Source organism: Micromonospora sp. NPDC003816, assembly GCF_042874705.1.
Classification (GTDB): Bacteria; Actinomycetota; Actinomycetes; order Mycobacteriales; family Micromonosporaceae; genus Micromonospora.
Genome location: NZ_JBIANP010000017.1, coordinates 57,551 through 71,268, shown reverse-complemented (window position 1 = coordinate 71,268; position 13,718 = coordinate 57,551). Strand labels below are relative to the sequence as shown.

Annotated in this window: 13 protein-coding genes; 8 read left to right on the top strand and 5 right to left on the bottom strand. The window is 72.8% G+C overall.

Going from position 1 to position 13,718, the window contains the following annotated elements; all coding sequences use genetic code 11:
- Positions 1 to 555: 555 nt before the first annotated feature.
- The gene (locus ACFYTT_RS29725; protein ID WP_236145971.1) at positions 556 to 969 is read right to left on the bottom strand and encodes a hypothetical protein; all 414 of its coding nucleotides are present in this window, start codon (positions 967 to 969) and stop codon (positions 556 to 558) included.
- 488 nt (positions 970 to 1,457) lie between these two features.
- On the opposite strand from ACFYTT_RS29725, the gene ACFYTT_RS29720 reads away from it, so the two are divergent.
- Positions 1,458 to 2,654, top strand: coding sequence for a cytochrome P450 (locus ACFYTT_RS29720; RefSeq protein ID WP_131056536.1), 1,197 nt, complete (start codon positions 1,458 to 1,460; stop codon positions 2,652 to 2,654).
- Positions 2,655 to 2,703: 49 nt separating this feature from the next.
- Here the strand turns inward: ACFYTT_RS29720 and ACFYTT_RS29715 are convergent, their stop codons facing one another.
- Together ACFYTT_RS29715 and ACFYTT_RS29710 are read right to left on the bottom strand one after the other, a co-directional pair.
- Complete coding sequence (locus ACFYTT_RS29715; protein WP_131056537.1) at positions 2,704 to 3,723, bottom strand: methyltransferase; 1,020 nt, start codon at positions 3,721 to 3,723, stop codon at positions 2,704 to 2,706.
- Complete coding sequence (locus tag ACFYTT_RS29710; protein ID WP_131056539.1) at positions 3,720 to 4,691, bottom strand: ferritin-like domain-containing protein; 972 nt, start codon at positions 4,689 to 4,691, stop codon at positions 3,720 to 3,722. Before ACFYTT_RS29710 ends, ACFYTT_RS29715 begins: the two co-directional genes overlap by 4 nt.
- 59 nt (positions 4,692 to 4,750) lie before the next feature.
- Here ACFYTT_RS29710 and ACFYTT_RS29705 point away from each other — a divergent pair, with 59 nt between their 5' ends.
- From ACFYTT_RS29705 to ACFYTT_RS29690, 4 genes are all read left to right on the top strand, one after another.
- The gene (locus ACFYTT_RS29705; RefSeq protein ID WP_357212133.1) at positions 4,751 to 6,058 is read left to right on the top strand and encodes a condensation domain-containing protein; all 1,308 of its coding nucleotides are present in this window, start codon (positions 4,751 to 4,753) and stop codon (positions 6,056 to 6,058) included.
- Between the two features lie 175 nt (positions 6,059 to 6,233).
- On the top strand, positions 6,234 to 7,346 hold the full coding sequence (locus tag ACFYTT_RS29700; RefSeq protein WP_387264169.1) for an LLM class flavin-dependent oxidoreductase: 1,113 nt from the start codon (positions 6,234 to 6,236) through the stop codon (positions 7,344 to 7,346).
- Entirely contained in the window at positions 7,343 to 8,014 is a 672-nt protein-coding gene (locus ACFYTT_RS29695; protein WP_131057235.1) for an NADPH-dependent FMN reductase, read from the top strand. Before ACFYTT_RS29700 ends, ACFYTT_RS29695 begins: the two co-directional genes overlap by 4 nt.
- 29 nt (positions 8,015 to 8,043) lie before the next feature.
- Positions 8,044 to 8,343 carry an acyl carrier protein gene (locus ACFYTT_RS29690; protein ID WP_387264166.1) on the top strand — a complete coding sequence of 100 codons (300 nt, stop codon included), beginning with the start codon at positions 8,044 to 8,046 and terminating at the stop codon, positions 8,341 to 8,343.
- 86 nt (positions 8,344 to 8,429) lie between these two features.
- On the opposite strand, the gene ACFYTT_RS29685 is transcribed toward ACFYTT_RS29690, so the two are convergent.
- Positions 8,430 to 9,518, bottom strand: a complete 1,089-nt coding sequence (locus ACFYTT_RS29685) for a bifunctional 2-polyprenyl-6-hydroxyphenol methylase/3-demethylubiquinol 3-O-methyltransferase UbiG (protein WP_131054165.1) — start codon at positions 9,516 to 9,518, stop codon at positions 8,430 to 8,432.
- Between the two features lie 134 nt (positions 9,519 to 9,652).
- Here ACFYTT_RS29685 and ACFYTT_RS29680 point away from each other — a divergent pair, with 134 nt between their 5' ends.
- A complete protein-coding gene (locus ACFYTT_RS29680; protein ID WP_254876883.1) occupies positions 9,653 to 10,777 on the top strand; it encodes an acyl-CoA dehydrogenase family protein in 1,125 nt (374 codons plus the stop codon).
- A 66-nt stretch (positions 10,778 to 10,843) separates the two neighbouring features.
- Positions 10,844 to 11,653, top strand: a complete 810-nt coding sequence (locus ACFYTT_RS29675; RefSeq protein ID WP_131054164.1) for an SDR family oxidoreductase — start codon at positions 10,844 to 10,846, stop codon at positions 11,651 to 11,653.
- 63 nt (positions 11,654 to 11,716) lie between these two features.
- Here ACFYTT_RS29675 and ACFYTT_RS29670 read toward each other — a convergent pair whose 3' ends face one another.
- A complete protein-coding gene (locus ACFYTT_RS29670; protein ID WP_387264162.1) occupies positions 11,717 to 12,067 on the bottom strand; it encodes a VOC family protein in 351 nt (116 codons plus the stop codon).
- A gap of 152 nt (positions 12,068 to 12,219) precedes the next feature.
- Here ACFYTT_RS29670 and ACFYTT_RS29665 point away from each other — a divergent pair, with 152 nt between their 5' ends.
- The gene (locus ACFYTT_RS29665; protein ID WP_131054162.1) at positions 12,220 to 13,686 is read left to right on the top strand and encodes an aldehyde dehydrogenase; all 1,467 of its coding nucleotides are present in this window, start codon (positions 12,220 to 12,222) and stop codon (positions 13,684 to 13,686) included.
- Positions 13,687 to 13,718 lie beyond the last annotated feature (32 nt).

The window sequence follows — 13,718 nt, the reverse complement described above, 5'->3', positions numbered from 1 at the left end:
CCCGGGGGCCGCTTTGCGCGGGGCCGGGGGGGGCGGGGGGGGGCCCCCCCCGCCCCGCCCCCCCCCCCGGGGGGGGGGGCCCGGGGGGGGCGCCCCCCCCCCCCCCCGCCGCCCCCCCCCCACGACCCGGAGCGGGCCGAGGACCGGCCGCCTTCAGCGCGCCGGACAACCACTGGGCACGCCAGGGCTGGACCAGCGCCCGGCGGGACCGGGTCACGCCCGGACAGCGGTCCGAGCTGCTCACCGAGGCATGGCGGCGGCGGGCACCCCGACGCCTGGTCGCCGCGTGCGACGCGGCACATCCGGGCGGGGATGGCGTCGGGTAGCGGTCTCGCCCGGCCGATCGCACAGGCGACACCCGACAGCGCAATTGATTGAACCTGCAATTATCGACATCGCACGAATCGAGCTATTCCCACTCGACGTGCCCGCACCGACCGCAAATGCAAATTGCAGAACTCGCCGCGCGGATAATCCGGTTAAGTCTTTCTGAATCGGACCGAAACGGCACACATTAATTTTCGGACCGACCGACCCGCACCCCCGCAGATCCGGTCAGCCCCGATTCCGTCCGGCCAGTGGACCGGGGCACCCGCGCACCACCCGCGCCTCGGCAACCGCCGGACGTGACCTGCGCCGACGCACCAGGAACTGCAGGTGCAGCCGCAGCATGCGGCCGATCTGCTCGGACGCCACACCGCGTCCGCTCCGTCGCCCCTCCAGCATGGCCCGCTCCGCCCCGCAGCGCACGACCACCGCGGCCCCCGCCGCGCTCGCACCTGCCGCGACGTCGACCAACGAGGTGAAGCCCACCTCGTCCACCCCGGTGACGTCGGTCAGGTCCAGTTCCACCTGGTCGGGCAGCAGGTCACCATGGTCCAACATGTACTCGGCGACGCGGGTGACGTACCCCGCCGTGCTCCGGTCCACGCTGCCGCTGACGGAAATCGCTACGGCAGTTCTGCTCACCCTCCGGGCCTTGACCATAGGCAACACAATTCCCCCCTCCTGCTGATCTCACACCATAGAACGCACTCGCGCGGCATGGGAATAACCGATCGGCTTCAATACTGGGACATCCGCGTGCTATCTACGGCTGGTGATTCTGATGGACCACAATGCACGTTACTTTCCGTGCTTAGACAGGAAGTTCTCCGGCCGTCCCGCCCCGGTCCCGGCCGCCGGACCGTCGTCTCGACGGTGAGCAGCGTCGACGATGCGGGACCCCGGCCGCCCGTACCGCACGCGCGGCAGGCCGACGGGCGGCACCCCCCGACACCCGTCCGGGCGCCCCGGTCACCGGACGTGATCGGTCCCGGACCGTCGGCCGAACATCCGACAAAAGTCGACGGAGCCCATGACCCGCACGGATCGGACGTCCTGACCGGACCGACGGAGTGTGTGGTGTGTCGTCATCGGTCTTGCCGGACGGCGGTAAAACGACAGACACTAGGCGGATGAGCGCACCGACCCTCGCACCCCGGTTCGACGCCCTGGACCCGAACGTCGTCGAGGACCCCTATCCCGAGTACGCCCGGCTGCGCGCCGCCGGCCCGCTGTGCCGGATCGGGCCGGGCAGTTGGGGTGTCACCCGCTTCGCCGACGTGGTGGCCCTGCAACACGACCCCCGGCTGGGCAGCGAGTTCCCCGCCGGCTACCACGAGGTGTCCGTGGGCGACGGCCCCGCCAGTGCCTTCTTCCAGCGCATCATGCTCTATCGCGATCCGCCCGACCACGTCCGGCTGCGTCGGCTGATGAGCCGCGCGTTCAGTCCCGCGGTCGTCCGCCAACTGCGGTCCTACGTCGAGGAACTGGTCGACGAGATGCTCGTCCCGGCCGTGGCGGCGGGCCGGATGGACCTGGTCCCCGAACTGGCCTACCCGCTGCCGGTCCGGGTGGTCTGCCGACTGATGGGCATCCCGCCGGAGTCCACCGACGACGTCCGCCGGCACGCGATGAACCTCGGTCGCGCCTTCACCGCCGTGGTCCCCGAGCACGCCCGCGCCGACGCCGACGTGGCCGTACGCTGGCTGCGCGAGCACATCGGCGACCTGCTCGACCAGCGCCGCTCCCGTCGGGGCGACGACCTGCTCTCCCGGCTGCTCGACGTGGAGGAGTCCGGCGACAGCCTGAGCCACGACGAGATCGTGGACAACACCGTCTTCTCGTTCTTCGCCGGTTTCGAGACCACCGTGCACATGATCACCACCGGTACCGCCGCGCTGCTGGCCCACCCGGACCAGCTCGACCGGCTACGGGCCGACCCGGCCCTGGCGACCACCGCGGTCGACGAGTTCCTGCGCTGGGACGCCCCGATCCAGGGCACGGCCCGCTATGTGCACGAGCCCATCGAGATCGGCGGGCGCACGGTACGCAGAGGGCGGGTCCTGGTGCTCATGATCGGCTCGGCGAACCACGACGAGCGCCGGTTCACCCGGCCGGACCGGCTGGACGTGGGCCGCACCGACAACCCGCACCTCGCCTTCGGCGGCGGCGCCCACCTCTGCCTCGGTGCCTTCCTGGCCCGGATGGAGGGGGCCGTGGTGTTCGACCGGCTGGCCCGCCTCGCCGTGCTCGAACCGGACGGCCCGACCGTACGCGAACGCGACACCCCGTTCCGCGCGTACGCCTCGGTGCCGATCCGGCTCGGCTGACCGGCCCGCCGGAGCGGGCCGGTGCGTCCGAGGTCCCCTGCCGGACGGCTCAGTCGGCCGGCAGGGCCTCGATCGCGGTCAGCGTGGGAGTGCCGATGACCTGGGTCAGCCGCAGCCCGGCCCGCTCCAGCAACCGACCGGTCTCCTCCGCGCTGCGGTGCGCGCCGCCGGTGAGCACCATGGCGTGCACGTCGAAGAGCTTCGCCATGTCGAAGGCGTCGCCGGGCGGGAGCACCGCCTCCAGCAGGACCAGCCGCGAGTCGGGCCGCATCGCGGTGCGCACGGTGGCGAGGATGCGGGTCGCGTCGTCGTCGTCGAAGCCCGGCAGCACCGTCTTGAGCAGGTAGCCGTCGCCGCCTGCGGGCACCGTGCCGAAGGCGTCGCCGGGCACCACCTCGCAGCGGTCGGCCACACCGGCCTCGGCCAGCACCTTCGGCGCGCCCGCCACCACGTGCGGCAGGTCGAACAGCACCCCTCGCACCCCGGGGAAGCGGGTGAGCAGGCCGGCCAGGAAACCACCGGTCCCGCCGCCGACGTCCACCAGCGTGCCGAACCGCCGCCACGGGTACGCCCCGAGCACGGTCCGCAGGTGCAGGTGGTTCACGCTGCGCATCCAGTCGTCGACCCGGGCGCTCTCCTGCGGGTGGTCGGCGAGGTAGCTCCAGTAGTCCTGGCCGTGCACGTGCCCGAAGGCCGGTTCCCCGGTGCGCAGCGTGTGCCCGATCGCGGCCCAGGCCCGTACGTCGGAGTCGAGCAGCGTGAAGCTGTCGCGCAGCGACATCGGATGGTCGCCGCGCAACGGCTCGGCCAGCGGCGTGAGCGCGAAGGTGGCGTCGGCGACCTCGCTGAACACGCCCCGGGCGGCCAGCGCCCGCAGCAGGCGCAGCAGCGCCCCGGCATGCGCGCCGGCCGAGGCGGCCAGCTCCGACACCGGTCGTGGACCGTCCACCAGCAGGTCGGCGATGCGCAGGTCGCAGGCGGCCCGCAGGGCGAACGGGGTGATCTGGTCACCCAACTCGCCGAGCCGGACCACGGCGGTCAGGTCGAGACTGCGTCGGGCGGCCGTCATGCGAGTTTCCCCCTTCGGATGCGCAGTCGCTCACCGGCGAACTGCAGCAGGCCCAGTTTGTCCAGTCCGGTGCGGACCGGCTCGGTCATCAGGCCGATCTGCCCGAGCGCCACCGCGACCCGGGAGAAGACCGCCTGTCGATACTTGATCATCAGGTCGTGGTTGGTGGCGAAGGCGACGCCCTCGGCGCGGTCGACCTCCAGCCGCTCCCAGATGTCGTCGAGCAGGAACCGCCGACGGATCAGGGCCGCGGCGTCCAGGACCAGTTCCTCCCGCTCGGCCCGCTCGGCCGAGGTGAGCTGGTCGTAGAGCCCGGAGAGGGAGAGCACACCGAAGGTGACGTGCCGGGCCTCGTCCCGGGCCACGAGATGGGTCAGCTCCTTGATCAGCGGGTCGTGGAAACTGCTGTTGGAGAGCCGGAACGAGGCCATCGCGATCGCCTCCACCATGATCTGCATCCCGAGCGCCGTGACGTCCCATCGCGAGTCGGACAGGATGTCGGTGAGCAGCTCGCGCAGCGGCGCGGAGACCGGGTACGGCTCGGGGATCTTCTCCCGCAGGTACCGGGAGAAGACCTCCACGTGCCGGGCCTCGTCCACCGCCTGGGTGGCGGCGTAGAACTTGCTGTCCAGATCCGGCACGGTCTCCACCAGCCGGGCCGCGACGATCATCGCGGCCTGCTCGCCGTGCAGGAACTGACTGACCATCCAGGACTGGAACTCCCACCGGAACGCGTCCCAGGCCCGGGGACCCCGCGGTGCCAGTGGCGACGCGGCGAACGCGGCCATCGCGAAGGCGGAGTCGTCCGGCAGCGGTTCGCCGAACGGCACCGGCACCGACCAGTCCACGTCGGTGACCTTCCACTGGGCCGCCTTGGCCCGTTCATAGAGCGCCACGAGCCGGGGATCGGAGGCTTCGTAGTCCCAGGTGAGTGTGGTGTCGACGCGGGCCGGCACAACAAAGCTCATACGACACAAGGTACCCAGAGACCTCACCGATGCCAATGCGGTGAGGCTATGGTCCGTGCGTGGAGACACAACAGACACCAGCTTCCGTGGCCCAACGCCTCCTCTGGATGATCAAGCACTACCGCACCGACTTCGGTGCGCTGAGCTGCCCGCTGCTGTGTCGGCTCACCGGTCGGGTCGACGCCGACGCGCTGGACGCCGCGTTGTCCGCCCTCACCGCCCGGCACGAGTCGCTGCGCACCACCTTCACCGGTCGGGGCGCGCGGTTGGCCCAGGTCGTGCACCCGCCGGCACCGGCCGCCGCCCGCCGGGTGGACCTGTCCGACCGGCCGGACCCGGCCGCCGCAGTCGACCAGGCGGTACGCGCCGAGCTGCGCACCGCGATCGACCCGACCGAGTGGCCCTCCCGCAGCACGCTGTGGCGGCTCGGGCCGGACGAGCACGTGCTCTGCCTGAACCTGCACCACCTGGTGACCGACGCCTGGTCCACCGGAATCCTCTTCCGGGACCTCGGCATGCTCTACGCGCAGGCCAGCGGCGTACCGACCCGGCTGCCCGCCACCGGCTGGCAGTACGCGGCCTTCGTCCGGTGGCAGCAGGAACTGCTCGACGGCGACGGGCTGCGCCGGCACCGGGAGTACTGGCGGCGGCAGCTGACCGGCAGCGAACTGCCGGCGGTGGGCACGTCCGCCGTCGCGCCCCCGCCCTCGGACGGCCCGACCACCTCCGACGTGGCGGTCGACCTGGACCGGGAGGCGGTGGCCCGGCTGCGCGCCCTGGCCCGGACCCAGCGGACCACCCTGTTCTCGGTGCTGCTGGCGGTCTTCTATCACCACCTGCACCGCATCACCGGCCAGGACGACCTGGCGGTGGCCTCGATGTTCGCCAACCGGTCGCGTCCCGAGCTGCGGGAGACCGTCGGCCTGCTGGCCAACATGGTGCTGCTGCGGGCCCGGGTCGGGCAGGCCGAGACCTTCGCCGACCTGGTCGGGCAGGCGCATGCGGCGGCCATCGGCGCCTTCACCTACCAGGACCTGCCGTACCAGATGTTGCCGCTGGACGTGGTGCAGACCGGCGGGCGGCGCGCCGACGACGTGCTGTTCAACGTGATGGCCGAGGTGCAGCACCGGACGGTGTCGGCGGGCCTCGGGTTCGAACTGCTGGTGCCGCCCGGGTTGGGCAGCCGGTTCCAGTTCGAGCTGGCGGTGGCCCCGGTCGGCCCGGCGGACCTGCGGGCGGTGTTCTACCACAGCACCGCCGCGTACCCGCCCGCCGAGGCCCACGCGTTCCTCGCCGGCTACGCCGACCTGGCCGCCCGGCTGGCCGCCGAACCGACCGCACCGCTGCGGACCAGGCGCGGCGGCTGACGCCCCGGCCCAGAAGCGCCACACAACACGACACTGGCGTCACACACTCTTGACACCGCATCCGGGTGCTGGGAGGCTTCGACCAGCCCTACCTGGTAGCGCGCAGGGAGCGGGGGTGCCTGTACCCGCCGGACGCGACCGCTCACACGACAACTGCTGTGACAGGAAGGTCCACATGCCACTTCACCTGCACTGGTTCCTCCCGTCCCACGGTGACGGCCGTGAGGTGGCGAAGACCCCGCAGGGCGCGCCCGTCGACCCGGCGGAGAACGTCCGGCGCGCGCCGGACATCGACTACCTGGCGCAGGTCGCGGGAGCCGCCGACCGCTTCGGCTTCACCGGCGCCCTGGTGCCGACCGGGCTGTTCTGCGAGGACCCCTGGCTGGTGTCGGCCGCCCTGGCGGACCGGACCCGTCGGCTGCACTTCATGGTCGCCGTACGCCCCGGCTCGGTGGCGCCGACGGTGGCCGCGCAGATGGCCGCCACCCTGCAACGCCTCTCCGGTGGTCGGCTGCTGCTCAACGTGGTCACCGGCGGCGACCCCGACGAGCAGTTGCGCTACGGCGACTGGCTCGACCACGACCAGCGTTACGCCCGCGCCGAGGAGTTCCTCGACGTCTTCGGCCGCGCCTGGTCCGGTGGCACGTACGACTTCGAGGGCACCCACTACCGGGTACGGGCCGGTCGGCTGACCCGGGGACATCCGGTCACCCCGCCGGTCTTCCTCGGTGGGTCCTCGGCCGCCGCGCACGACGTGGCCGCCCGGCACGCCGACGTCTACCTGGCCTGGGGCGAACCCCCCGAGCAACTCGCCGCCCTGGTGAAGAAGGTCCGGGACCGGGCCGACGCGCAGGGCCGCGAGCTGTCCTACGGATCCCGGTTCCACGTGATCAGCCGGGACACCGCCGAGGAGGCGTGGGACGTCGCGCGCCGCCTGGTGGCCGGGATGCACCCGGACACCATCGCCGCCGCCCAGCGGCGCTTCGCGCGCACCGAGTCCGAGGGGCAACGCCGGATGGCCGCCCTGCACCGGGGCCGGACCGACAGCCTCGAGGTCTACCCGAACGTGTGGGCCGGCTACGGGCTGGTCCGCCCCGGCGCCGGAGCCGCGCTGGTCGGCAGCCACGTCGAGGTGGCCGACCGGATCGAGGAGTACCACGCCCTCGGCCTGGACCATCTGATCCTCTCCGGCCAGCCGCACCTGGAGGAGGCGTACACCTTCGGTGAGGGTGTGCTGCCGATCCTCCGCCGGCGGGGACTGCTGGCCGACCCGGAAGGAGACCGGTGACCGACCTGCGGCAACACGCGCCCGAGCGGATGATCCCTCCGACGGATCCCCTCTCCGTTCCGGCCACCGTCCTGATCGGCAACCCGCGCCGGGGCTCGCGGACCCTCACCGTGGCCCGGCACGTGACCGGCGCGCTGCGGACCGGTCTGGCCGACCTCGGCGTACACCTCGGCGAGCCGCACCTGGTCGACCTGGCCGAACTCGGCGCGGACCTGCCGTCCCGGCTGATCGCCGGCACCGCCGCCCACGCGCCCCTGGAGCGGGTGGTCGCCCGGGTCCGCGGACCCGGCCTGCTGGTGGTGGTGAGCCCGACCTTCAAGGGTTCCTACACCGGCCTGCTGAAGCTCTTCCTCGACATGCTCCCCCGCGAGGGACTGCGTCCGGGCACGGTCGCGGTGCCGGTGATGACCGCCGGCTGGGCGCAGCACCGCTTCGTCTGCGACGCACAGCTACGCCCGTTGCTGGTGGAGCTGGGTGCCGTGGTGCCGGTCCGCGGCCTGGCGGTGCTCGAGGAGGAGTTCGGCGACCTCGACGCGGCGGTCGCCGGATGGACCACGGCCGCGGTGCCGGTGCTCGCCGCCGTACTGCGCAGTTGCCAGCCCCCGTCTGTGGGACCGCACCGACCCGCGGAACCCGTTCCCGTCCATCAACCCGCACAGCTCCGGTGAGCCGGGCGATCCGGAAGGAAGTAGCGACCATGAGTGAGCAGACCCCGACGGTCGTGGGACCGAAGCAGTCCGACGAGCATATCCGCGCTCAGGTCCAGGCCATCGTGCTCGACCTGGCGCCCAACCCCGACGGCCTGCGTGGGGAGGAGACGGCCCTGGTCCAGGACCTCGGCTTCCACTCGCTGGCCCTGATGGAACTCGCCTTCGCCCTGGAGGACGAGTTCGACCTCGAACCGATCGACGAGAAGACGGCCCGGTCGATCACCTCGCTCGGTGCGGTGCAGGAGCACGTGCTGCGCCGGATCGCCGAGCGTGACGCCGGGGCCTGACCCTCGGACGACGAGAACGGCCGGCCACCCCGATGGGTGGCCGGCCGTTCTCGTCGTCCGACCCGCCGCACACGACGCCGGCGGGCTCAGCCGATCAGCCGGTACAGCCGGTGGAAGCGGTCGTCGATGGGCAACTGGGTGACCGCCACGAAGCCGGCCTCGGCCGCGAGGTCCCGGACCGCGTCCGGGCGCAGTACCGTGCCGGTGCCGGCGGAGGGCTGCTGACTGCGGCTCGCCGGCAGGCAGTGCAGCACGCTGGTGGCGTACTGGAAGCGTTCGATCTCGTCGGCCGGTGCGGCGAACCGCTCCGCCACCCGGGCGTCGAGCACCAGCACGCTGCCGCCGTCGGCACACAGCCGCCGGCAGGCCCGCAGCACCTCCACCGGGCGCGCGATCTCGTGCAGCGCGTCGAAGAGGCAGACCAGGTCGTACGTGCCGGCCAGGTCGGGGTCGGCGGCGTCCCGGGCGGCGAAGGAGACCCGGTCGCTCAACCCGGCATCCGCCGCGTGCCCGGTGGCGTCCGCGATCACCTCGGGGTCGATGTCGTACCCGTCCACGGTGATCCCGGGGAAGGACCGGGCCAACCCGATGCCCGCCCAGCCCGCACCGCAGGCCACGTCCGCGACCCGGGCCGGCGTGCCGACCAGTCGGGTGTGGATGTCCGGAGCGTGCCGGCGCAGCCAGCCGGCCATCTGGTGGGTGAACATCGCGCGGTTCGCCCCGGCGTGGCCCTCCCGCCAGTCGACGCCGTAGACCGCGTCGGCCACACCGGCACCGCTGCGGTACGCGTCGAGCAGCGCCGGCAGCGCCGCCGCCACACCGCCCAGCGGCAGCACGGCAAGCGCCGACATGGACAGCGGGCTGTCCGAGACGGTCAGCACCTCGGCGTGCGCGGCGGGCAGCGTGAACACCCGCTCGTCGGCCGGGGCCGACGCGTCGTCGACGGTCAGCACCCCGGCGACCGCCTGCTGTTCCAGCCACTCGCGGGCGTACCTCGGGTCGACCCCGACGCGCGCGGCGATCTCCCCCACCGTACCGGGGCCCTTCGCCGCGAGGTCGTCGTAGAGCCCGAGTCGGACACCGAGGTACGTGGCGAGCAGTTCCTGGGTGGCCAGCAGCGAGGTCCACATCCGGACCGCGAAGACCCGGGCCTGCGGGTCGATGGGAGTCGTCATCGGTATCCCCTCCGGCGACACACGTGTGTGTTGTTTTCTCGGCACACTCTATCCACGCGGGCGCGCCATGGACAGCACCCGGCGACGAGAGATAGCGTCCGAACACGACACACCGAACACAGGAGGGGGCCGACGTGAACCCAACGCTGTCCCGGGTACGCGAGCTGGCGTCCCGCGTGGCGAAGCACGCCGAGGAGATCGAGCAGCGACGCGGCCTCCCCGACGACCTCGTGGACGACCTCCGCGCGGCCGGCTGCTTCCGGATGTTCGCCCCCGCCAGTCACGGCGGCGACCAGCTCGACCTGTCCGACGTGCTCGCCGTGCTGGAGGAACTCGCCCGCGCCGACGCGGCCACCTCGTGGACGGTGGGCCAGGTGGCCCTGTCGCACCTGATCGTGCGGTGCGGTCCGGCCGCCGCGCTCGACGAGGTCTTCGCCGACGGCGCGGACACCCTGGTCGCGGGGGCCGTGGCGCCCAAGGGCCGGGCCCGCACCGGCGACGACGGGTGGCGGGTGACCGGCCGTTGGCCCTTCGTCACCGGGTGCCCCCGGGCCGCCTGGTTCTATCTGAACTGCGTGCTGGTCTCCGGGCGCAGTGTGCCGGTCGGCCCGGACGGCGCACCGGCCACCCGCATCCTGTTCGTGCCGGCCCGGGACGTCCGGGTCCTCGACACCTGGCAGGTGCTGGGGCTGCGCGGCACCGCCAGCCACGACGTGACGGTCGACGACGCGCGGGTGCCGGAGCATCTCGCGGTCTCCCCGCAGGACGGTGACGCCGCACACCGCATCGCGCAGTCCAGCCTGATCATCGGCGCGGTGGCGGTCGGTCTGGCCGACGGCGCGCTGACCGACCTGGTGCGTCTGGCCGCCGACGGCAAACGTCCGGCGTTGAGCGCGCGGCGGCTCGCCGACTCCCCGGTCTTCCTCGACCGGCTGGGCGAGGCGCAGACCATGCACCGGGCGGCCCGGGCGCTGCTGTACGCGGAGGCGGCCGAGGCGACGGCGGCACCCGAGGGCGGGTCACCCGGTGGCCGGGCCCGGCTGCGCGCGGCGGCGGCGCAGGTGACCAGCCTCTGCGCGCAGGTCGTCGACGCCGCGTACACGCTGGCCGGTGGTACGGCGGTGTACGACACCTCGCCCCTGCAACGGCGGATGCGGGACATGCGTACCGCCACCCAGCACTTCGTGGCGGGCCGCGACTCGTACGCCACGGTGGGCGCGCTCGTGGTGGACGAGGAGACGTCCACCGGGCCGCTCTGACCCGAGTCGTCACGGGGCCGGCCGTGGACCGGCGCCGTGGAGAGCACATCGTCTGTGGAGGTTCCAATGAGTGAGTTGTTCTCGGTCGCCGGCAAGACGGCACTGGTCACGGGCGGCACGCAGGGCATCGGCCGGATGATCGCGGAGGGCTTCGTCGCCGCCGGTGCGCGCGTCTACCTGACCGCCCGGACGAAGTCCGACTGCGAGGACGTGGCCCAGGAACTCTCGGCCGGTGGCGGGACGTGCGTGGCGATCCCCGCCGACCTCTCCGAGGAGTCCGAGTGCGTCCGGCTGGCGCGGGAGATCGCCGAGCGGGAGTCCGGGCTGCACATCCTGGTGAACAACGCCGGCACCGCCTGGACCGCGCCGGTGGAGCAGTTCCCCGCCAACGCCTGGGACAGCGTGCTCGACCTGGGTCTGAAGGCGCCGCTGTTCCTGGTGCGGGAACTGGCCGGACTGCTGCGGGCGGCCGGCACCGCCGAGGACCCGGCGCGCATCGTCAACATCGGCAGCGCCGACGCCCAGCGGGTGCCGGAGATGCCGACCTATTCGGCCGCCGCCGCCAAGGCGGCGATCCACCACATCACCCGGATGCTGGCCCACGACTTCGCGCCGACGGTGACCGCGAACGTGATCGCACCGGGCAGCTTCCCGTCCCGGATGATGGCCGGTGTGCTGGAGGCGATGGGCGAGGAGATCGCCGCAGTGACGCCGTTGCAGCGCATCGGGCGGCCGGACGACATCGTCGGCACCGCCATCTACCTGTGCAGCCGCGCCGGATCGTACGTGACCGGTGCGGTGGTCACGGTCGACGGCGGGCTCTCCACGGCCCGGACCGGCTTCGTGCCGGGCCGGTTCCTCACCGACGAGGGGTGACCCGCCCCCGACCCGCGCGAGGGCCGGGCACCCGATCGGGTACCCGGCCCTCGTGCCGTGCGGTCAGTCCTTCGGCGTGGGCGGTACGTGCAGGCCGAAGGCGAGTCCCTGGTTGTCCCGGCACTCGGCGAACGCACCCCACTCCTCGGTGGCCGGACGCATCGGCTCCACCTCGCCACCGAGTTCCTGCACCCGCTTGATGGCGGCGTCGATGTCGTCCACCCGGAAGTAGAGGTAGTGCTGCGGCGGCCCGGGATCGCGGTGGAAGCCGCCCGGCACCGCCCCTTCCCCGGTGTCGATCGACCCACCGTGTTCCTGCGCCTGCACCTTCCAGCCGAACAACTCGGCGTAGAAGCTGCTGGCCACCGCGACGTCCGGCACCCCGAACTCGAAGTACGACAGCTGTCCTGACACGACCGGCCTCCTCGGTCCAACCATCCGGTACACCACCCGACCGTCCGGACGGGGGGCTATCTAACGCAACAAACTACACTAGGATTCGACCCAACATACTCCGCTGACCGTCGCCATCGGATGGCGCGCCGAGCCGGAAGAGGTGTCACCACGTGCCCGTCACCGCCGCTCCGACCGAACTGATCCCGGACACCGCCGCCCTGATCGGCGCCACCCGCACGGCCACCACCACCGGCGGCGTGCACGAGCACGTCTACGCCGCCGACGGACGCGTGACCGCAGCCGTGCCGCTGGGCGGCGCCGCCGAGATGGACGCGGCGGTCCGTGCCGCCGGGGAGGCCCTCGACGGCTGGCGGGCCACCCCCGGCAACGTACGCCGGGATCTGCTGCTCGCCCTGGCCGACCTGGTCGAGCGGCACGCCACCGAGCTGGGCGGGTTACAGACGCTGGAGAACGGCTGCCCCCGGCAGTTCGCCTCGGTGATGCCCCGGGTCGCCGTGGACCACCTGCGGTACAACGCCGGATGGGCGGACAAGGTCGGCGGCGAGGTCGTCCCGACGTGGCCGATCCGGGCCGTCGACTACACGCTGGACGAGCCGTACGGCGTGGTGGCCCTGATCATCCCCTGGAACGGCCCGCTGGTGTCGGTCGCGCAGATGCTCGGCCCGGCGCTCGCGGCCGGCAACACGATCGTGCTCAAGCCCTCCGAGCTGGCGCCGTTCACCGCGCTGCGCATCGGTGAGCTGGCTCTGGAGGCGGGCTTCCCGCCCGGCGTGCTCAACGTGGTGCCCGGCGGGGCAGCCGGCGGCGAGGCGCTGGTCCGCCACCCGGGCGTGGACAAGGTGCACTTCACCGGCGGCGGCGCCACCGCCCGGCGGATCCTCGCCACCGCCGCCGAGCGGCTCCTGCCGGTGGGCCTGGAACTGGGCGGCAAGTCGGCCCACGTCATCTTCGCCGACGCCGACGTGCGGATGGCGGCCCGGCTGGCGATGAGCGGCGTCGTCGCGCTCAGCGGCCAGGGCTGCGCCAACGGCACCCGGGTGCTGGTGCACTCGTCCGTCTACGACGAGGTGCTGCGGACCGTCGCCGCCCGGCTGGCCCGGGTGCCGCTCGGCGATCCCGCCGAGGACCGCACGATGATGGGCCCGGTCGTCAGCGAGCAGGCGTGCCACCGGATCCTGGGTGTGGTGGAGCGGGCCCGGGACAAGGGCCAGGGGCGGCTGGTGACCGGCGGCGAGCGCCTCGGCGGCGACCTCGGCGACGGGTACTTCATCGCGCCGACGGTGTTCGGGGAGGTCGACCCGGACAGCGAACTGGCGCAGGAGGAGATCTTCGGGCCGGTGCTGGCGTTCACCTCCTTCGACACCGAGGAGGAGGCGATCCGGCTGGCCAACGGCACCCGCTACGGACTCGGGGCGTACCTGCACACCACCGACCTGCGCACGGCGCACCGGGTGAGCCGCGCGGTGGCGGCGGGCAGTGTCTGGGTCAACGGGGTGCCCGGGGTGCTGCCCTCGGCCCCGTTCGGCGGGATGCGGCAGAGCGGCTGGGGTCGCATCGGCGGCGAGGCCGGCGTCCGGGAGTTCCTGCGGCCGAAGAACGTCTGGATCGCCGCCTGAGGCTGTCCCGGACCACCCGGAGAGCGTCACCC